This window comes from Paractinoplanes atraurantiacus (assembly GCF_900215205.1).
Classification (GTDB): Bacteria; Actinomycetota; Actinomycetes; order Mycobacteriales; family Micromonosporaceae; genus Actinoplanes; species Actinoplanes atraurantiacus.
The window spans coordinates 34569-53046 of the sequence record NZ_OBDY01000019.1 but is presented as its reverse complement, the minus strand read 5'-3'; the positions used below and the strand labels follow the sequence as shown (position 1 = coordinate 53046).

The window sequence follows — 18478 nt, the reverse complement described above, 5'->3', positions numbered from 1 at the left end:
CCGCCCACGGCCCGTGACGACGTCACCACGCCGCAAATCCGGACCAACCTGTCATAAAGACGCCGGATCAGTCACTCGAAGGTGGTAATTTCGCCCCTGAGACGTTTGATCATGGAAGCAGCAGGATCTTGCCCAGGTGGTCGCTCGACTCCATCAGGCTGTGCGCCTCGGCCGCCTCGGCGAGCGGCATCGTCGTGTGGATGATCGGCTTGATCGCCCCGGCCTCGACCAGCGGCCAGACGTCGCGGGCCACCGCCGACACGATGCGGGCCTTGTCGGCGAGCGGCCGGGCCCGCAGCGACGTCGACGAGATCGAGCCGCGCTTGGCCATCAGCAGGCCGAGGTCGAGCTCGGCCTTGCGGCCGCCCTGCATGCCGATGACCGTGATCCGGCCGTTCGGCGCGAGGGCCTCGACGTTGCGCGCGAGATATTTCGCCCCGACGATGTCGAGCACCACGTCGACGCCGGCGCCATCGGTGAAGTCCTTTGTGGCGGACACGAAATCGTCGGTCGTGTAGTCGATGCACAGGTCGGCGCCGAGCTCGCGCAGCCGGTCGTGCTTGCTCGCGCGGGCGGTGGTGATCACCGTGGCGCCCAGCGCGTGGCCGAGCTGGATGGCGAACGTGCCGATGCCGCTGCCGCCGCCGTGCACGAGGAAGGTCTTGCCCTTGCGCAGCCGGTCGCGGTCGACCGAGTTGGACCAGACCGTGCAGCTGACCTCGGGCAGCGCGGCCGCCTCGTGCAGCGAGAGACCGGTCGGGACGGGCAGCAGCTGCCCGGCCGGCACGGCCACCCGCTGCGCGTAGCCACCCCCGGAGAGCAGCGCGCTCACCCGCTCGCCGACGTGATGGCCGCTCACGCCCGGGCCGATCGCGCTGATCACGCCGGCGCACTCGAGACCCGGATAGGCCGAAGCGCCGGGCGGTGGCGGATAAAAGCCCTGGCGCTGGGAGACGTCGGCCCGGTTGACACCGGCGGCGGTGACGTCGACAACGACCTCGCCCTCCGCCGGCACCGGGTCGGGCACCTCACGGAGGGCGAGCTTCTTGTCCTCGATCACGATCGCGTGCATGCCCCTATCGTGCCCGAGGGGTACGACAGAAAACTCAGAGTGACCATTTCTGGTTCGCGGCGCCCGTACAGGCCCAAATTTGAAGTTTTGTGCCGTTGACCGTGCTGTTGTCCTTGACGTCGAGGCACTTGCCCGAGGCGGTGTTGACGATGTCTCCGCCCGAGGTGACCGTCCACTTCTGACTCGCGACGCTGCCGATGCAGTCCCAGAGGTGAACGGCGGCGCCGTCGGCGGTCGAGTTGTTGGCTACGTCGAGGCACTTGCCGAGCCCGGTGATCGTGCCGTCGGCGTTGCGGGTCCACTGCTGGTTGGTGTTGCCGGCGGTGCAGTCCCACATCTGCGGCTGGTTGCCGTTGGCCGTGGAGCTGCCGGTCACGTCCAGGCACTTCCCGCCCAGACCCTTGATCGTTCCGCCGGTGCTTCCGCTTCCGGACTGCGTCCCGCTCCACGTGAAGGTGGCCGAGGTGCGCGCCGGAAGACTGTAGACAAAGGACTGCCCGCCCCAGTTCACCTTGACGCTCTGCGTGCTGCCGCTGGTGTTGTAGGCGATCAGCGCCTTCGAGCCGTCCGAATTGCGGAAGGCGACATTCGGGACGGTGCCGTTGGCCGAGGAGTCGATCCGCACGGCACCGGGCCGGACGAACTTGGTCAGGTGACCCATCGTGTAGTACTCGATGGTGTAGTCGACCTGCCCGCGCCGGGCGTCGTTGCGGTGCACGGTGACCAGGCCGGTGCAGGTGCCGCAGCCGCCGTTGTGCGGCCCCATGTTCTCGTCCACGGCCATCGACCACTTCGTCCAGCTACGGCCCCAGTTGCGGAAGTAGTCGATCAGGTCACCCATGTCCTCGGCGTGCTGGTTGCTCACCCAGGTGCCACCCGAATGCTCGGTCATGTACGCGTTGACCTGCGGATACTGGTTGTGCACGGCGGTCGCGGTGGACGGGTTGCCGCCGTAGTCGTGCCAGGCCACACCACCGAAGTTCGGGTGGTTGCGGATGGCGGTGTCGGCGAGCAGAGGAGCCACCCACGTGTCGTAGGTGTCGAAGTTCCAGTCGCCGACGAGAAGCTTGGTGTTCAGCCCGGCCCCCTGAAGCGCCGGAAGCAGGTTGGTCTTGGAGAAGTACTGGAGGCCGGCCGCGTTCCACTGCATCGACGGATAGCCGGCGCAGCAGGTCGGCTCGTTCTGCGCGGTGACATAGCGGATCGGCACACCCTGCGACTGATAGCCCTGGATGTACTTCACGAAATACTGCGCGTAGGCCGGGTAGTACTGCGACTGCAACCAGCCTTGGCTGTACGCGTTGTTGTCCTTCATCCACGGCGGCGCCGACCAGGGCGACGCCATGACGAACATCGACGGGTTGAGCCCGACGGCCTGCTTGGTCAAGGCCATCACGTCGGCGTCACGACTCAGCGAGAAGTCGTTCAGGTCGCAGCACGTCGTGTCGTACGAGAAATTGTTCTGGGCCAGATCGGACGACCCGATGACGTTGCGCAGGGCGCTGACCCCGATGCCGGCGGTCGGGCTGAAAAGCTTGGTCATGACGTCGTTCTGGGTGGCCGCGGAGAGGGCGCCGCTGCCCCGGATGTCGAAGGCGGCGGTGTCGGTGAAAGAAGCTCCGGCCCCTTCGAACTGCTGGTAGGTGGTGTTCTCGTTGACGGTGATGGTCTGGTTGGCGGTGCCGGAGCTGCTGCCGAAGGCAACCGCGGCCTGCTGCTGAAGCCCACGCGAGACGACACGGCCGCCGCTGTCGCTGGTGGTGGTCAGATAGACATTGACGGCTTCACCCGCGGCGTAGGACGCCTGGGGCGCGATCAGCACGGCCGCCGACGCGGCCAGGGCCGCCGAGGCGGCCCATCCGATCTTCCTGCTGGACATGGTCGGGGACTCCCTTGCCGGAGGTGGGGGCCAAGGCCGGGAAAAGTAAAGACAGTGAACGATAAACATCCACGTCGATGCCGTGTCAACCGTCACGCCCACGTCAGGGAGCAGGGTTTCCCCAGTTCAGAGCCATTTTCACAACCTTGATACAAGTTGCTTCGCGAGTGCCTGCCGACACGGCTCACCCCGTCTGGCAAACTGAGACAGCAACATCGGGAGGGCTCGCCTAGTGGCCGATGGCGCCGGTCTTGAAAACCGGTATGGGGAAACTCATCGTGGGTTCGAATCCCACGCCCTCCGCTCGATCCTGAGCAGCAAGAACCCCCGCCGACCTGCGCGAACGCAGGGCGGACGGGGGTTCGGCATTCGTCGGCTGAGTCTCATTCGATCTCATCGCGGACCAGTCAATCTCGCTCATCGCGACCATGGTGCGACCACGAGAACCGCGGGTGGCGGAGCTCTCGACGGGAGGGCCTCTAGTCGAGGCGCGACGTCATAGGTAGGCGCGGAGCAAGTAGGCGCTCAGCCACTTTCCATCGAATATTACCGTTTTTACTCTGGGGCGCTCACAGAGTTAGGGACAGGCGAGATCTATGACGCGAAGGGAAGACGGCGCTTAATGATCGATGCGACTCGTCAGTTGCGCTGGTACAGCGGTCTAGGCCTGCTCTTCCTCGCGTTCATTCCAGTTCTCAGCTTCACGTTGCTCGCGACTGACCCCGGCGCAGCGGACAACGAGTTGATCCCCGTGTTCATCGGTGGCCCGGTCAACCTGGCCGGCGCGGCGTTCGTCATCCGCTCCATGACGTCGCGCGAGCCAGCAGCGTCTTCTCGCATGCTCGCCATCGGCGGTGCCCTGATCCTCTTGGGCGACGTGCTGTTGATAGGCATTCGCGCAGCCATCACATGACGCGCTCTCGTGCATCGGCCTCGATTTAAGGAGACCTTCCATGACGTCGTTCCAGGTGGAGCCGTCAGACCTCGACTCCTATGCCAGCCAGTTGGCTCGGGCAGCCAGTGACGCGCGAGAGTGTTCGTCCTACTTCAACCGACAGGTACCGGATCTAGAGCCGGTCACCGGCGGAATCATCAACCCGCTCGTTTACGAGCACCGCCGCGTCCGAGCCCAACTGGCTTCGATGCTGGACCGGCTCGTCACGCTGCTCGACGCCTCCGATGCCGGCGTCCGCGAAGCGGCGGCTCAGTACCGAACTTCCGACCGTACGACCGCGGGTCGCTTGGACGACAGCTATCCCGTTGTGCAGCGGCCGATCCTTCGGACCAGCTAGCCATGGCGTTCAATGACGTAGCCGACCCGACCCGGCAGCTCACCGACCCGGCCGAACGCACAGAGAGCATCCTCGGCCAACCGTTCTCCAACCCGGCATCGGCGCTGGACTGGCTCAGCCCGTCGCACATCCTCAACGAGTTCATTAAGCAGGCCTGCGGCTACGACATCGTCGGTGAAGCCGCCAACGTCGTCGCCGGCGACTGGGAAGTGGTCTGGCAGTGCGCAGGCGCCTACCGCAACCTCGCCAACGCCATGCAGGACATCGGCGTCAACGTCTCCTACGGCAACGTCGCGCTCGACGCGACCTGGCACGGCAACGCCGCCGACGCGGCCTTCATGTACTTCGCTGAGCTGAGTTCCAAGGTCAGCGGTCAGCAGATCCCGTTGAACGAGCTCGCCGCGCAGTACGAGACGGCCGCCGAAGGCACGTACCGCATCGCCGAGACGGTCTCCGGGATTATGAAGGACATGCTCGACTCCGCCATGATCGGAGTCGCGGCAGCGTCCGCCGGCACCGCGACCATCGAGACCGGCATCGGCTTCGTCACGGGTTGGGGCGTCGCGGCGTACGAGGCCTACAAGATCGCCGAGATGGCCGACAACGCCCGCAAGCTCATCGCGACGGCAAGCGCGCTCATCGGCGGAGCAGTCGCCACAATCCAGTCCCTCGCCGCTGACACTGGCACGCTGTCGCAGCATCCGCTGCCCGACCGTGCCTACACACACCCTGGACCAGCATGAGTCAACACGACAAGCCGCCAGCAGAAGAACCCGTCCTTGGCCCGATCCTGAGGCACCTCCAGCGCAACAGCGAAGACGAGCGTATCCGCGAGCTGGCCGCAGGTGTCCTCAACGGCGAGGTCAGCCTGCGCGAGGCACTCACAGCCGACGCCTACGCCGACGCCCTTCGCCCAGGGCTGGTCAACTTCACTAGGTGGCGCCAACAGCAAGGCGATGACACCTTGGTGGAGCTGATCGAACAGAACCGGGCACAGATCGAGGGGTAGCCATGTTTGCTGCTGGAGATCAGGTACTTGGACGCTCTTAACTTCGACGCTACCTTGTCGCTTCCCCCGTGCCGGGATGTTCCCGGAAGAGCGTCAATCTTCGCATCTTGACGGCCACGTGCAGCGATGACTTAGGGAGCCTGTTCCTCGCCTACGGCAATCCGGGAGAAGACGGATGTGAGGCGTTCCAATTAGGGAGCGTCGGACTGTTTCGACCGATGACACTTCGACCTACAAAACCTTATGGCGATCCAGCTATGCTTCTCCCATGACGGACCCATTGCCGATCATTGCCACGACCGACGACGAAGAGTCGCTTGCAAGCGACATACGCCAGTTGAGGGCAGGCTTGCAGCGGAGATCGGAGTTCTTGGAATCGGAGATCGCAACCGCGCTCGGCGCTCAGATCGAAAGCCGGAACTCCCGATCCGCTCAATTCAGAGCGGATGTGGTGGTGGACAGGGGTCATCAGTTACCCCCATTGGCCGTCGAGATTAAGCTTTGGCAGTACAGACTACTTGCGAAAAATTTGTCGAATCGAATTATCGAGCTTCTAGGGCAGTCTGTGGAGATGAGGCGCGAGCTTCCATATGGTGCCCAGCTTGCACTAGCAATCGTCATTGTCGGCGACCGTGGGACCGATTGGAATGAGCAGCGACTCGACCGAGATAGTGTACTTAATCGCGCAACCGTCAGGCTCGCGTCGCTGCTTTCGGAGCGGCGTGACGATGCAGGATATGATCGCATTATAGTCGGCCTTTCTGCCGTGCGGGGATCTCAATGGTGGGCGCTCGAGGCTAGATTCGGCGGCCCGACATTGCTGCCAGACTTCGCTGCGGCAATCTCTCACTTGGAACGGCCGCCCGCCGAAGAAGTGCAGCGTAGTGATGCAAATAAAAGTCGAGAGGGGTTACCGCCGCGTATCTTGCTCGTTGCGGATGAATGGAACTCGCGGAAAGGCGGCATATCGACGTTCAACAGAGAGCTGGCGGTTGCCTTCGCGGACGTCGGCTGCGAAGTTCACGTTGCAGTTCCTGAAGCCGATTCTACTGAAAGGGATGCGGCTTTGGAAAAGCGTGTAACCCTTGTGGTGCCTCCTTCCATCCCGGGTGTCAAAGGAAACGAAATACTTTTGACCCGGCCGCGTTTTGAGGACGACGAGTATGAGCCCGACATTGTTGTCGGTCATGGCAGGATTCTCGGACCGTACGCTTACGCACTTCAGAATAACTTCTTTCGTGTCGCTCGAAGAGTGCATTTTGTGCATACAGATGCAGAGATGCTTGAGTCGGCCAAAGAGCAGGCCGGCGGTCCTTCGCGCATGTTAACTGTCGAGGATCGGCAAAGAACCGAGGTCGAACTGGCGGTCTCTGCCAGTTTAGTTGCGGGAGTCGGTCCGCTTCTGGCTGAGTCAATTACTCATGCGATGCGGGGGTGGCCGGCGCCTCGGCCGGAAGTAGTAAACTTTCTCCCTGGTTTGCGGGATTGGGGCGATGTGGTCGATCCCACCGATGTGCCGCCCAGGCGGCAGGTGCTCCTGATCGCACGAGCAGAGGATATAGAATCCAAGGGAATCGATATTGCAGTCGAGGCGATGCTTGATGCGATTAATAGGTTTCCTGCTAACGCAGTTGATTCGCCACTCTTGATTGTCAGAGGTGTTCCAGATGCCAAAGCGGATGCGGTGAAACGTCGTTTGGACGCGATTGCCTCACCGCACGTGCAGATACTTCTTCGTCCCTATAGGTCGGACGAGAATACAATTAAGCTCGATCTCTGGCAGTCCCGCGTCGTGATTATGCCGTCTCGGCACGAAGGTTTTGGCCTTGCGGCGTACGAGGCAATCGCTGCTGGCGTCCCTGTATTGATTAGTCAAGATAGCGGACTGGCTCGGCTGCTAATAGAGAAGGTTCCGGACGGAGAGCGGGTAATACCGAGAGAGATTCTCCCAGTTCGTGGAGACACTGCAGTAAACGCAGAGATCTGGGGGCAGGCGCTGTATGAGACGCTGAGCGATCCTTCGTCGGCGTTTCTACGCGCTGCTCACGTCCGTAACGAAGTTCTCGCCAACATAACCTGGAATGACTCGGTTCAGAAACTGCTCTGTGGGGTCGGATACCATACGCTCCACGACTGCGCGTCGCTGTAATAGGCGCCTGAATGGAGATCGCATGTCCGACCTCGCCATAAACTTGCTCGCTAGCGCGATCGCCGGCTTCACAGTGTGGGTCTCCCAACTTCTCTTAAGGCGCCGCAAACGGGCACGCGTGGAGGGGTTCTTCGGTCTCCAGGCGGGATCAAGCGCGCTGCTTATTGTCTCCAAACAGGCCCGCTCAGAATGGGCCAACTCCATCGAGAAGTCCGACGTCTCGGCCATGGTCGAGCTTGCCGTCTTGCTGAAGTCTTGCGACGTCACTCCTCGCTTCTACATGCACCACGAGGACGTGCCCGGGATTGGCGACGAGGTCGAGTTCTGCATTGGCGGCCCGATGTCCAACCTGCGGACTGCTGCTCACTTGCGATGGCACATGCCCGGCGTCACTCAGAGCACCTTCGAGGAAGATCCGGAAGGGCTCACGATTAGGGTCGGAGGGAAGGATTTCCGGCGGGTGCGCGGTGAATCTGAGTACGCCCTCATAGCCCGTATCGTCATCGATGGAGCGAAGCGACCGATCTTTCTTATCCTAGGTCAGACAGCGTTAGCTAATGAAGCCGCGGCGCGGTATCTGGTACGGAAGAAGACCGCCCTTTCTCGCGCGTACGGCAACGAGAGAAGCTTCTGCTTCGTGCTCGGAATGTACGGCAGGGAAGTATACGGTCCGCACTTCGTGCGACTCGTCGAAGACATCACTGGATCGGCGTTCAATGTACCCCCAACGTTAGAGGGGCACGCGGGAGCGAAGGCGCCGGACGATTCGCGAGGCTAGGTCGTCGGCAAGGCCCGTCCTGCGGCTGGGTCCATCTCGGACGAGGTTTACCCAAGCTTACCCGGCTTCGCCGTTGTGAACGGTGCGCTGACCCACGACTCGTAAGCTGATCCGAAGCGAGGGAACGGGAAGTATCGACGAAGGAAGGCCCGGAAGACCTTATATGTCATTGTGTCGGACGCTTGAACAAGCCGTGTAGCTGAGGGATTCTGTGTCCTACTAATAGCGGGCGAACGCTACATAGCACCTCCGGCGGGAGCTTATAGAAGAACCCTTTCAGCGCTCACCGGAGGCACTCCTTTCGCAACCAAGCTGAAGTCATGTTATGTTATGCCGGTCTCACCTAGTGCCACTTCAATTCGTCGGCGCGCAGCCTCATCTTGGCCATCGATGCACTTTGCGTAGACCTTAAGCAGCACGTTGACGCTGTGTCCCGCCCACTCGGCGACCTGAGTAGCAGGCACACCCTCGTTAAGCCAAAGAGAGACGGCGGCATGGCGCAGGTCGTACGGTCGTTTAGCCAACGGCGACTTGGACTGCGCCGCGGAGAGACCATCCCGCCTCGCGTGTCTCCAGACACGCGAGTACGTCTCTTTTGACACGGAACCATGGCCGTGCCCTTGGGTGACGAACAGTCGACCGTCGGGCGCGTGCCCGTAGGCGGCGATATGCCAGCGAAGCGCCCTCACGAGTGGTGGCGCGGCGGGTACCGGACGGACGGCCGTTTTCGCCCGGTGTTTCAGTTCCCGGTCTTCACGCACTGCCTCGCTGTCGTCGCCCCAGCCCTGCCCGACGTGCTGAGTTGAGCCGGCCAGTCGGAGCATTCCCCAGCCCTCCTCTGGTAGATCACAATCCTCGATGCGCAGATGCAGAGCCTCAGCCGGCCGCATCGCCGCGTAGTAGAGGCAGGCGAAGAACGCGACCAGGCGCTGATGCTTGTCCGCCACCACGGCAAGCAGGTCGAGCGCCTGCTGGGGGTTGATTACTGAGCGACGGTCCACCTCCTCGACGGACTTCGGAGTTACCCACTGGACATGGTCCATCGGATGCGCGGGGACGAGCCGCAGCTCTACCGCATACCGAAGTGCGCCGTAGAAGACGGCCCGCTTCCGGGCGATTGTGGTTGCCGCGGCCTGCTTGCCGTCGAGCCTCAGCGAGAGCAAATCGAGGGCCTTGCGGATCAGTGCAGCATCCTCTAGGTCGTTGAGGGTGACCGTGTTGGCCGCTACCCAACGTATGGTTGACGCGAGGGCGTCTGGCGGTGGTCCGGCGTCACGACGTGCCTTGTTGAACGACCAGGTGTAGAGCGCCTTCCGGATCCGGTCATCGGGCGGAGCGCCGCGTGTGTTCTTGAGCAGCGCCAACGTTACGTTGGAGAGCGCCTCGGCGATGCTCATTCGGTGCTTTCCGGCTGCGCGTGGCCACTTCATATCAACGAAGGCAACGGCGTGGTCGTACCAGGAACGGGTCTTGAGTGCCCGCGCCATCGGCTCGGGAAGACCGGTCTCCTCGTCGAAGGCGATGCCTTCCCGCTGCGCAGTTATCAGCTTCGAACGATGGCTCTCCGCGAGCGCCTTGGTTTCGAAGCGATCACTGAAGACCTTCCCCGCCACGACCCATCGCACTCGGTACGTGGTCTTCGGCTTGCCGGTCTTCCGATCCTTGCCGCGGTGCTCCTGGATGCTCCAGACCTTGACGTCATAGGTGCTCATGCGGCCTGCGGCTCCTCTCGGTCGGACAGCCAGGACTCGAACTCGGTGCGTCGGATGCGGATCTGGCGGTTGGGCATCTTGTAGTGGCGCGGTGCGAGACCGATCGCCTTCCATCGGAAGAACGTCGATCGAGGTACGGCCATCTGCTCTAGGAATTCATCGAGGGTGAGAAAGTCGCTGGCCACGGGTTCCGGCCCTCCCTGGCGGTGACAGGCGGTGGCACGCTGATCGCCCTTGTGGAGCCGATCGAGCGAGGGGACATGCGATTCGATGAGCCGCTGACGGAACCGACAGAACTGACAGAACCTCGGTGGGCTTCGAGTTGTGTCAGTTCTGTCGGTTGCGTCAGGCGTCTACGAGGCTTTGCGTGCGTTGAGCGGATGCACGGTCGCGGCGGGGCGATGGACCTCGGGATGGACGAGGTAGCTCGGCGAGGGCGGTCGCCCGCCGGCGCGTTTCGGCGCGGGTGGGTCGAGCTGCCTGAGGTAGCCGTGTGCCTCTAGCACGGCCAAGGCCGGATCTAGGTCCGCGACGGTCTTGATCTGAGCGCACTGAACGGCCCGGAACGCCTCGCGCTTGGTGAACGCGCTCGTTGCGGTCCGCTCTATCCACGCGAGCACGAGCCGGCCGTTGCGCGTGGCGATGTCGGCGCCCATGTCGTCGAACGCAGCCAACGCGTGAGCGGCGTAGTACTCGCCGATCAGGGCGGCCCGGTCGATGGTGTTGGCGTGGATGTTGCCGCTCCACCCAATGCCGGGTCGCTCGGCGAGGTGAAGAAGGCCGGCGATGCGGACTACGGCGCCGGCGTACTTGCTGCCCCAGTCCACGATGTGTGACCACGCCCCGCCGGGAGCGAGCCGTGGTTCCACTAAGCGCTCGATCTCCAACACCCGCTCGTTGGCGTCGGGAGCAAGTACGATGACAGTCGGATCGGTCCACTCGGCGAGTGAGAGAACTAGGGCGTGAAGTCCGCCGTGATAGGCCGCAGCGACCTGCGTGGGGATGGGATCGGCGCCGATCTTTCGGCGGCCCACGGTGTTCTCTGGTAGGGCGAACAAGATCCGAGCAAGCAACCCGAGTCCGCGGAAGCCGGGCATGCCGGCGATGTCTCGCAGAATCTCCGGCTGAACCGCGAGGCCCATGGTTAGGGCCGGCTTGTCGACGTGTTCGGCCTCGCGGGACCGTCGGTCTACCCGCATAAGGTCGCCGGCGTGGCCTTTGAGGAAGACCTCCAGGTTCGGCGTGCCGGAGTAGCGGCCAGCGATGGTTGCGAAGATTCCTCCTTCCGGCGAGAGCACAGCAAGCCGGCCGCCCTGCTCAGCCAGTAGTGACGCCGCGGTCTCGCTCGTGATGTCGTCGGCGACGAGCCGGGGTTTGGCTGGGACTGTGATTGCTTCCGCGTTCATCGCGGCTGCGGTGGCTTCCGCAATGAGCGTGTCCCGTCCAGCCGCGTCAGCGCTTGCGGCTGCCAGAGCGGCTTTCTCAGCAGCCTTGGTGGCGACCTTGGCGGACAACTCAGCCTCGATGATCGCGGGCGCTGTTCGCTCGATCATCGCCTTCTCGGCCGAGAGGATCGGCCCGACCATGGCAGCGAAGACCGCGGACTTCCGCGAGCCGGGCGGCAGTACGACGACCGTGTAGAGGTTCGTTGGCTCTCGCCACGATCCGCGTACCTCCACCTCGGCCCGGCCGCCGGCCGCCGTCGACAGGCACGCCAACGCGAGACTGCCCGCCAGGTCGATCGGGGTTTGAGTGAACTCCGCGACCGCGAGCACCTGGTCCGCCAGCCAGCCGGGCAACACCTCGGCAGGGAACGGTGGAAGGTGTCGCCCTCGACCGAGCGGAACCAGCGCAGGCCACTCGCCAAGTGAAGACGCGCCCTCCAACATTGCGCGGCCGGTCGCAACCACGTCCGCTGTGTCGGCGCCGGACGTGGCGAGCCGGGCGAGCTGGGCGCCGAGGTCAGCGACCTGGCGCCGCTTCCCCAGGTCGGCGACGATGTTCGCGTAGTGAGCTGCGTTCGCCGTCGTGGGCACGTCGGCGATAAGGGTGTGGAGGTAGGGCGCTCCGCCGACCTTGCCGAGCTCGCCAGTGTCGGCGAGGTGAGCGGCGACGGTGATCGTGTCCGTCGGGGTGCCAGCGGCATGCATGCCGCACATCGCCGCCCACAGCACCCTGTGGGCCGGGCGGCCGAAGTCCCCAGAACTCAGCAAGCCGGCGAGATTTCCCATCAGAGCGGGAGCGAGCAAGGCGGCGCCGATGACGGCTTGCTCGGCCGCCAGGTCGTACCCGGCTGGCTTCATACGTCAACTCCTCTCGGAGCGGTTGATGCGGAATACGTGCTACTCGGTGCGTCGGCCGATCGCCCGGCGCTGTTGGCGGCCGGACACGCCAGCCAGCCGGGGCGCGACTCGGGCCAGGAGCTCACGCATGAGGCCGAGCGCGGCAGCGAGTTGTCCGCGCGCTACGAGGTCGTGGGCATGCAGCGGAATTCGCGCCCGGATCTCGATGTACTCCCGGTCGACGGCGCGAACCCGCGTGAGCCAGGCCCTTCCACCGATGCCGTCGGCAGTGATGTCCGGAGACCGGTGCTCGTTGATGCCGCATCGGTGGTCGCGAGCGCACCAATCGGTGTGTGGCGTTTCGGCGCGGCGTAGCCGGCCCATGGTTCGGGCCCCCATCAGCGGGTGCCCTTGTCGTGCAGGTCGCGAAGGTCGTTGATGACCCGGCGACCGACTCGAAGTCGTCGTCCTTCGCCGTCGCAGCGCCGGCACAGGCCGAACGCGCGGCCGATCGGGGATCGACGCTTGCCGGTTCCCTTGCAGCGACGGCAATCGCCGAACGGCCAGAACCAGCAGCCGATGGAGTAACAGACGGTAGCGATCACGAGCGCGAGGCAGAGAAGGCCGGTTAGCCCGGCGGTAGAGGTCGCGGTCGCGGCGAGGGTGGGCACAGAAAGCCTCCCTGGAGGGATTTTCGAGTGGCGAGGGGAAGCGGGGCGACCCGCGACCAGCGCACATATGTACTGACCAGGCCGGTCGCGGGTCTGGTCGCGTCAACGCGACCGGTCGCGGCTCCTCCGCGACCTTTAAGCGGCCTTGCGTCGCTGGATTGCCGCATCGATGTCGTCAGCCTTGGCACCTTTGAGCGCCTTACCGGCTCGCTTGACATCAACGCTGCGTACACCGAAGGAGCGGACCTGAGCCGAGACCGACTCCGCGGTCACGTCTGCGTAGAACTCGCGGAGTCGGTCGCCGAGACGGGCGGCGATGTCCTCCCACTGGAGACCGCGCTCTGTCGGTTCGAACATCGTCCGGACGTCGGCGAGAACGTCTCGGGCGACTCGGGTGACGTCTTCGCCCGCGGCCATGCCGGACAAGGTGCCGGCCGCCTCGCGCAGTTTGCGAGCTTCGGTCAGGATCTTCGCCGCATCATCGCCGTCGGCAAGGTGCGTCCGTACCGTGGGCGTCTCGTCCCACGCGCCGCGCAAGATGCCAACACCCTTATAGCTCGGCAGCAAGGTTGAGGAGTCGAACCCCTCCGAGTAGGCGCCGTTGCCTAGAACCAGGTCGCTGACCTGCCACGAGCCCGTGCGAAGACTGAACCGCACCTGGTGGTTGTCGCGGAAGCTGGTGAACTGCTGCGCGACGTGGCCTGCCGCGATGCCGCTCGGTCGCTGAGTCGCGTCCACGAAGATCACTCCGGCAGCCGGAGCAACCTTGACCAGGTAGACCAGCAATGTCGCGATCTCCTTGGAGATCTCCCCGAGGTCGAAGTACTCCTGGAACTCGTCCATCAGCACGACCCGAACAGGCATCGCGTATTTCGGATCGCGGGCGATCTGGCGAGTGAGTTTGCCTTCGGGACAGATGTCGACGGGAAGCTTGGACAGCCGCTCGTAGCGGTCTTGCACATCGGCTTTGATCTCGCGGAGAGCTTCCACCACGATCTCGGCTGGATCACCGTCACGCGTCATGGCCAAGCCGAAGGCATACCGGTCTGCGACGAGGGCGAACTTGCGCCAGTCAGGCTTGCCGCTGCCGTCGAATACCGTCAGCTTCACGTACGGATCGAGAGCGGCATACAAGCCGAGGAGCCGCGCGGCGAATGTCTTGCCCTGACGAGGCTGCGCACCGATCAGAAACGACGTCCACAGCAGATTGACCGACACCTTGTTGCCGCGCTCGTCCAGGCCGAACGGGGCCGGCTGCCAGATGTCGGTCGGCTTGCACCGCAGCAGCGGCGTACGCCCGGCGCCGACCGACAGTGGATCACGGTCGGCAACCCACAGTGTGTGCCGCCGGTGCGAACTGGGATCGCGAGTGATGAAGACTTGGGAGAGCGCCACATCCAGGCCGGAGGCGATCGCACCGCGCGCCTTTACCGCGTCATCGAACGTCTTGCCGTACGGCAGATCGATCGACACCTGCGACCCTGTGCCGGACGCGTCGCGGGCCATGGTCGAGCCGAAGGCGATCTGCTGATGTGGCTTGTCCGGATGGCCGAGGCCGCCGGCGTAATACGCCCGAAGGATGATGTCGGGGTTGATCTGCCGGAACCGTCCGGCGACCGTCGCCGGGGTGACGATCGGCCGGTCCTGCGGACGACCGATGTGCGCTAGGAACGCAATCGCCACAGCCGCGACGACTGCAAGCGCCCACGACGGAGCGGTCACCCACAGCGCCGGACCACCGATCGAGACGGCTAGCGCTTCGGCCGCCAGGACGAGGAAGCGCCACATGCGGGTGGCCTTGGCCTCTCGATGCAGCTTGAGCCACATCGCCGGATCGTTCGCGTCGGCCGCGGCCTGCCGCAGGCGGTATTGCTCCGCCACCCACCACCAGGTGAGCTGCCGGCCGGCCAGCCGGAACAGCCCAACGAATGCCCAGAATGCGGCGAGGACGGCGTACTTCGGCGCGCGTACGGAGTGGAAGCCAAACCGATACGCCGTTACCGCCGTTGTCTGCCGGATGCTGTGCTTGATGTTCGGCCACGTCGACCAGCCGACAGGCACGATCGGGATGCGGTCGGCTGATCGACCTCTACGAGGCTCGTCGACGGGCATGCCGCCGGGCGCCGGCTGGTCATCGAGGGCGACTTCGAAGTGAGTACCCGCCTGCGCAGTCGAGTCGCGGCGGGTGCGAGCTTCATCCAGCTGGACTACTTCGGCGACGTCTTCTTCTGCCGCCTTCCAGTCGAACTTGTCGTCAGGTGGGGGATTCTGCGGGACCATCAGGTTCTCTCCCGTGGGATCAGAGACGGTCTTGCGGAGTGAGGGCCGGCGGCACGGCGCTTGCTTGCAGGCTTGGGGCCGTGCCGCCGGGCGAAGTCAGGCAGCAGTGAGATGCGGCTTTTCCGCAGGCTGCGTGCTAGTTGGTGACGCGTCGGTGACGCGCAGAGCGGCGAGGTGGCGCCGCGCGGTCGACGGGGAAACACCCGCCTTGGCGGCGATCTTTGCCACGGGCGCACCGGGCAACTTGGCGGCGGCTTTGGCTACCTTGTCCGCCGATACCGGACGCGGCGTGACCCGCTTGGCTGACGTCTTCTTGGCCGCCGGAACGGGAGCGATCTCCTCGGCGACTTCGATGACGGTGGGCGCTGGCACGGGGGCTGCCGCGACCTTAGCCGCAGCTTCAGCCAGCGATCGGATGCGTCCGCCGATCTCTACGAGACTGATCGAGGCGACCACGATGAGTCCGTCGACGCTGAACGGCAGCAGGTACGGCGAAGCGTCGGTCTCGCCGTAGCGGGTCGCAACGCCGGCCATGTGCCAGTAGGAAACCCACGCCGCGATGCCGGCGATGACTGCGGTAGCAGCGAGCCGCGCATACGAGGCCGTACCGCGACGAACTGGAACACGGGAGATCAGCTCAACCGTCAGTAGCAGGGCAAGAGGTGACCACGCCGAGATTGCCTGACTGATCGGATTGTCCTGAGCGTGCAGAACGTTTCCGGCAAGCGATGCGGCGATTCCGAGAGCGAAGACGGCACGTATGGCCCATCCGATGCGCTTAAGGCGTTTCAAGTCCTCGTGCATCAGGCGACCGCCTTCCGGGCGATCGGGTGTGCGGCGATCTCGACGGCAACTCGCGTGACGTGTGCTTCGGCCCGGCGCAGTCGGCGCCAGTCCAAGGCGGTCGGCCCGCCGCGGTGGGAGGCGTTGACCATAGCGATCTCGGCGTCGAGTACGTCCAGTTCCGCAGCGATCAGGGGCCATTCGGCCTCGATCGCGTCCAGCTCAGCATCGGTCGGACCTTCGATGTTCGGGTGAAGCTCTCTCACGGGATGTCCTCCGGAGACGGAGGCCGGCACTCAAGCGTTGCCGACCTGTGAAAACAGGGACGAAGGGCGAAGGGCAGATGGGCCGCGCCAGGGGCGCGACCCCGTGAGCTGCGGAGCACGGCGTGCAGCGCTACCCGGCGCCGCACGTTGAGCCAGCGGGCGGACAGGTCTGGCGGCCGAACATGTCGGCCGAACACCCCGGCAACCCCGCAGGTCACGTCTTCAGTTCTCAATGAGCGACGAGGACTCAGCGGTGTCACGGCGTACGGCAACCAGGTGCCGCCGTTCCGGTCCTTGCTGACCTCTTGCCTCGCTTGCCTAGACAAGTTGGCTGAGATCAACGTAGGGCGGCTTGCCTAGACAAGTCAAGAGCAATTAGCGGAACTTCCCCAACTTGCCTAGGCAGGGATAGGGTGGACCTGTGACTGAGAACCTTGATTTCCTCGGCCAACTCGATCCGGACGACCCGAAACAGGCCTCGCAGCAGATCGCCACCAAGCTGCGCGCGGCCATCCTGACCCGTCGTCTTCAACCGGGCGACAAACTTCCCTCGCAGCCGGATCTAGCGGCTCGCTACGGCGTCGCACGGGAGACCGTGAGGCGAGCGCTAGAGCTCCTTCGCGCCGAACGGCTGATCGTCACTAGGCAAGGCAGCGGCGCCTACGTGCGCGCGCAGACTCAACGAGCGGTAGAACTCCGGCCGCATATCGAAGCAGCGTTTGAGCGACCCCATGTCTCGATCGACTTTGCGGGCTTCTCCGGCGAGACACTTAGGGACGCGCTCGCCGAAGTTCTCGACAAAGTTCGAGCCGGCCGGCTCTCTCCGGAGACCATCGCCGTGCGAGTCCTGATCTCCGACATGACAACGCCCGTAGCGCTGCCAGCGCGCGCCGAAACGCAAGCCGACGATCCCGCTGTCAGAGAGCGCGCAGAGCGGATCACCCGCCGAGCGGCAGACGGCATCATCGACCAGGTTGCCGAGCTGGGCGACCTCGGCCTAGTGCGGTCCGCCACGGTTGACGTTCGGATGCACCGAGCATCGCCGCTGTTCAAGCTGTACGTCCTCAACGGCGAAGAGGTCTTCTACGGCTTCTATCCGGTCGTCGAGCGAACCGTTTCGATCAAGGGTGAGCCCATGGCCATCTACGACCTGATGGGCAAGGACGTGCCGCTGTTTCACTACGCCATCACTGACGACGATGCCTCTCACGGCACTCAGTTCGTCGAAGCATCCCGCCAGTGGTTCGACTCGATGTGGTCGACGATCGCCTACCGGTACGACGGATGAGCGCCGTCCTCGGTCGGCTTCTAGCCGAAGTAGACGCGGTACTCCTCGATTTCGACGGCCCGGTGTGCAGCATCTTCGCTGGCTACCCCGCGCCGAAGATCGCGGCAGAGTTGGTTGTAGTCCTGCAACAGATGAGCGCCAGCATGCCGCCTGCCCTAACCGATGAACAGGACCCGCTCGAGGTGCTGCGGTGGGCAGGGTCGACGGGAAACCAAGCAACCACACAGGCAGTTGAGGATGCGCTCTGCGCGGCCGAGCTCCGAGCCGTCGAGAGCGCGGCGCCTACCCGGTACGGACGAGAGGTGATCGTCGCTGCGCGCCAAGCGGGCCTACCCGTCGCGGTCGTCAGCAACAACTCGGCCGGCGCGGTGACTGCTTACCTCGCTCGGCATCGGCTCGCAGCGTACGTCTCGCCAGTGATCGGCAGGGCTTACGCCGATCCAATGCGGATGAAGCCCAACCCAGAACCGATCCTGCGTGCGACCCAACTCCTCGGCATCTCGCCGGCGAGGTCGGTGCTTGTGGGGGATTCGCTCTCGGACATCGAGGGCTCGCGGGCGGCCGGCGTCCGGTCGGTGGGCTACGCCAACCGACCGACCAAGGCAGATCCCTTCCGAGGTGCGGGCGCAGACGTCGTGATCGACAGCATGGGGCAGCTTGCCGAAGCGTTGATCGCCAACACCGACAGCTGAGCCGGCCGAGCCTACGACTCGCCGGGCGTATCGCGGACGTAGACGCCGACACCCGCAAGCGTCTCCGTGATGCCCTTGACCCTGAGAATCTGCATCGCGCGGTCGATCACCGGCGCCGTCACGTCGTAGTGAGCAGTCAGCTCACGACGGCTCGGCAGACGCGATCCAGGCGGAAACTCTCCTGCCTCGATCCGGCTTTGCAGGTCATCAGCGATCTCTTCGTATCGATAACGCGGCGGCACGATTGTTCTCCTCGGTTGGCTCCCCGAGTAGATCACCAATGACTAGCCATTGACTAGCCAACGCTAGCTATGGCAGGTTGGCA

General features: G+C 64.3%; 19 protein-coding genes and 1 tRNA gene. 10 read left to right on the top strand and 10 right to left on the bottom strand.

Features of this window, described 5'->3' with window-relative positions:
- Positions 1 to 109: 109 nt before the first annotated feature.
- Positions 110 to 1072 carry an NAD(P)H-quinone oxidoreductase gene (locus CRP55_RS32925; protein WP_097325288.1) on the bottom strand — a complete coding sequence of 321 codons (963 nt, stop codon included), beginning with the start codon at positions 1070 to 1072 and terminating at the stop codon, positions 110 to 112.
- A 34-nt stretch (positions 1073 to 1106) separates the two neighbouring features.
- Positions 1107 to 2951 carry a ricin-type beta-trefoil lectin domain protein gene (locus tag CRP55_RS32920; protein ID WP_097325285.1) on the bottom strand — a complete coding sequence of 615 codons (1845 nt, stop codon included), beginning with the start codon at positions 2949 to 2951 and terminating at the stop codon, positions 1107 to 1109.
- A gap of 218 nt (positions 2952 to 3169) precedes the next feature.
- Between CRP55_RS32920 and CRP55_RS32915 the strand changes: the two genes are divergently transcribed.
- From CRP55_RS32915 to CRP55_RS32885, 7 genes are all read left to right on the top strand, one after another.
- Positions 3170 to 3254, top strand: a tRNA-Ser gene (locus CRP55_RS32915).
- A 319-nt stretch (positions 3255 to 3573) separates the two neighbouring features.
- Positions 3574 to 3864 carry a hypothetical protein gene (locus tag CRP55_RS32910; protein WP_097325283.1) on the top strand — a complete coding sequence of 97 codons (291 nt, stop codon included), beginning with the start codon at positions 3574 to 3576 and terminating at the stop codon, positions 3862 to 3864.
- Positions 3865 to 3904: 40 nt separating this feature from the next.
- Positions 3905 to 4243 (top strand): type VII secretion target, encoded by a 339-nt coding sequence (locus tag CRP55_RS32905; protein ID WP_097325282.1) that lies wholly within the window; start codon positions 3905 to 3907, stop codon positions 4241 to 4243.
- Between the two features lie 2 nt (positions 4244 to 4245).
- Positions 4246 to 4986, top strand: coding sequence for a hypothetical protein (locus CRP55_RS32900; protein ID WP_097325281.1), 741 nt, complete (start codon positions 4246 to 4248; stop codon positions 4984 to 4986).
- The gene (locus CRP55_RS32895; RefSeq protein WP_097325279.1) at positions 4983 to 5252 is read left to right on the top strand and encodes a hypothetical protein; all 270 of its coding nucleotides are present in this window, start codon (positions 4983 to 4985) and stop codon (positions 5250 to 5252) included. The genes CRP55_RS32900 and CRP55_RS32895 overlap by 4 nt, the downstream gene beginning before the upstream one ends.
- Positions 5253 to 5520: 268 nt before the next feature.
- Positions 5521 to 7401, top strand: coding sequence for a glycosyltransferase family 4 protein (locus tag CRP55_RS32890; RefSeq protein ID WP_097325277.1), 1881 nt, complete (start codon positions 5521 to 5523; stop codon positions 7399 to 7401).
- Between the two features lie 22 nt (positions 7402 to 7423).
- The gene (locus CRP55_RS32885; protein WP_097325276.1) at positions 7424 to 8179 is read left to right on the top strand and encodes a hypothetical protein; all 756 of its coding nucleotides are present in this window, start codon (positions 7424 to 7426) and stop codon (positions 8177 to 8179) included.
- A gap of 323 nt (positions 8180 to 8502) precedes the next feature.
- Here the strand turns inward: CRP55_RS32885 and CRP55_RS32880 are convergent, their stop codons facing one another.
- The 3 genes from CRP55_RS32880 to CRP55_RS32870 all read right to left on the bottom strand — a co-directional run bounded on the left by CRP55_RS32880 (position 8503) and on the right by CRP55_RS32870 (position 12194).
- Entirely contained in the window at positions 8503 to 9891 is a 1389-nt protein-coding gene (locus CRP55_RS32880; protein WP_097325274.1) for a tyrosine-type recombinase/integrase, read from the bottom strand.
- Positions 9888 to 10076 carry a helix-turn-helix transcriptional regulator gene (locus CRP55_RS32875; protein ID WP_218854757.1) on the bottom strand — a complete coding sequence of 63 codons (189 nt, stop codon included), beginning with the start codon at positions 10074 to 10076 and terminating at the stop codon, positions 9888 to 9890. Before CRP55_RS32875 ends, CRP55_RS32880 begins: the two co-directional genes overlap by 4 nt.
- A 168-nt stretch (positions 10077 to 10244) precedes the next feature.
- Positions 10245 to 12194 carry a YfjI family protein gene (locus CRP55_RS32870; RefSeq protein WP_097325271.1) on the bottom strand — a complete coding sequence of 650 codons (1950 nt, stop codon included), beginning with the start codon at positions 12192 to 12194 and terminating at the stop codon, positions 10245 to 10247.
- A gap of 36 nt (positions 12195 to 12230) precedes the next feature.
- On the opposite strand from CRP55_RS32870, the gene CRP55_RS56095 reads away from it, so the two are divergent.
- Positions 12231 to 12548 carry a hypothetical protein gene (locus CRP55_RS56095; RefSeq protein WP_179855430.1) on the top strand — a complete coding sequence of 106 codons (318 nt, stop codon included), beginning with the start codon at positions 12231 to 12233 and terminating at the stop codon, positions 12546 to 12548.
- Positions 12549 to 12571: 23 nt separating this feature from the next.
- On the opposite strand, the gene CRP55_RS32860 is transcribed toward CRP55_RS56095, so the two are convergent.
- The 4 genes from CRP55_RS32860 to CRP55_RS32845 form a co-directional block, all read right to left on the bottom strand.
- Positions 12572 to 12844 (bottom strand): hypothetical protein, encoded by a 273-nt coding sequence (locus CRP55_RS32860; RefSeq protein WP_097325267.1) that lies wholly within the window; start codon positions 12842 to 12844, stop codon positions 12572 to 12574.
- 135 nt (positions 12845 to 12979) lie between these two features.
- Positions 12980 to 15124: a cell division protein FtsK gene (locus CRP55_RS32855; RefSeq protein ID WP_097325265.1), complete on the bottom strand. Its 2145-nt coding sequence runs from the start codon at positions 15122 to 15124 to the stop codon at positions 12980 to 12982.
- 96 nt (positions 15125 to 15220) lie between these two features.
- Positions 15221 to 15928, bottom strand: coding sequence for a DUF2637 domain-containing protein (locus CRP55_RS32850; RefSeq protein ID WP_097325263.1), 708 nt, complete (start codon positions 15926 to 15928; stop codon positions 15221 to 15223).
- A complete protein-coding gene (locus tag CRP55_RS32845; RefSeq protein ID WP_097325261.1) occupies positions 15928 to 16173 on the bottom strand; it encodes a DUF6284 family protein in 246 nt (81 codons plus the stop codon). The genes CRP55_RS32850 and CRP55_RS32845 overlap by 1 nt, the downstream gene beginning before the upstream one ends.
- A gap of 421 nt (positions 16174 to 16594) precedes the next feature.
- On the opposite strand from CRP55_RS32845, the gene CRP55_RS32840 reads away from it, so the two are divergent.
- On the top strand, positions 16595 to 17461 hold the full coding sequence (locus CRP55_RS32840; RefSeq protein ID WP_097325259.1) for a winged helix-turn-helix domain-containing protein: 867 nt from the start codon (positions 16595 to 16597) through the stop codon (positions 17459 to 17461).
- The gene (locus CRP55_RS32835; protein ID WP_097325258.1) at positions 17458 to 18153 is read left to right on the top strand and encodes an HAD family hydrolase; all 696 of its coding nucleotides are present in this window, start codon (positions 17458 to 17460) and stop codon (positions 18151 to 18153) included. The genes CRP55_RS32840 and CRP55_RS32835 overlap by 4 nt, the downstream gene beginning before the upstream one ends.
- Before the next feature lie 11 nt (positions 18154 to 18164).
- Here the strand turns inward: CRP55_RS32835 and CRP55_RS32830 are convergent, their stop codons facing one another.
- A complete protein-coding gene (locus CRP55_RS32830) occupies positions 18165 to 18431 on the bottom strand; it encodes a FadR/GntR family transcriptional regulator (protein ID WP_097325256.1) in 267 nt (88 codons plus the stop codon).
- Positions 18432 to 18478: the final 47 nt, after the last annotated feature.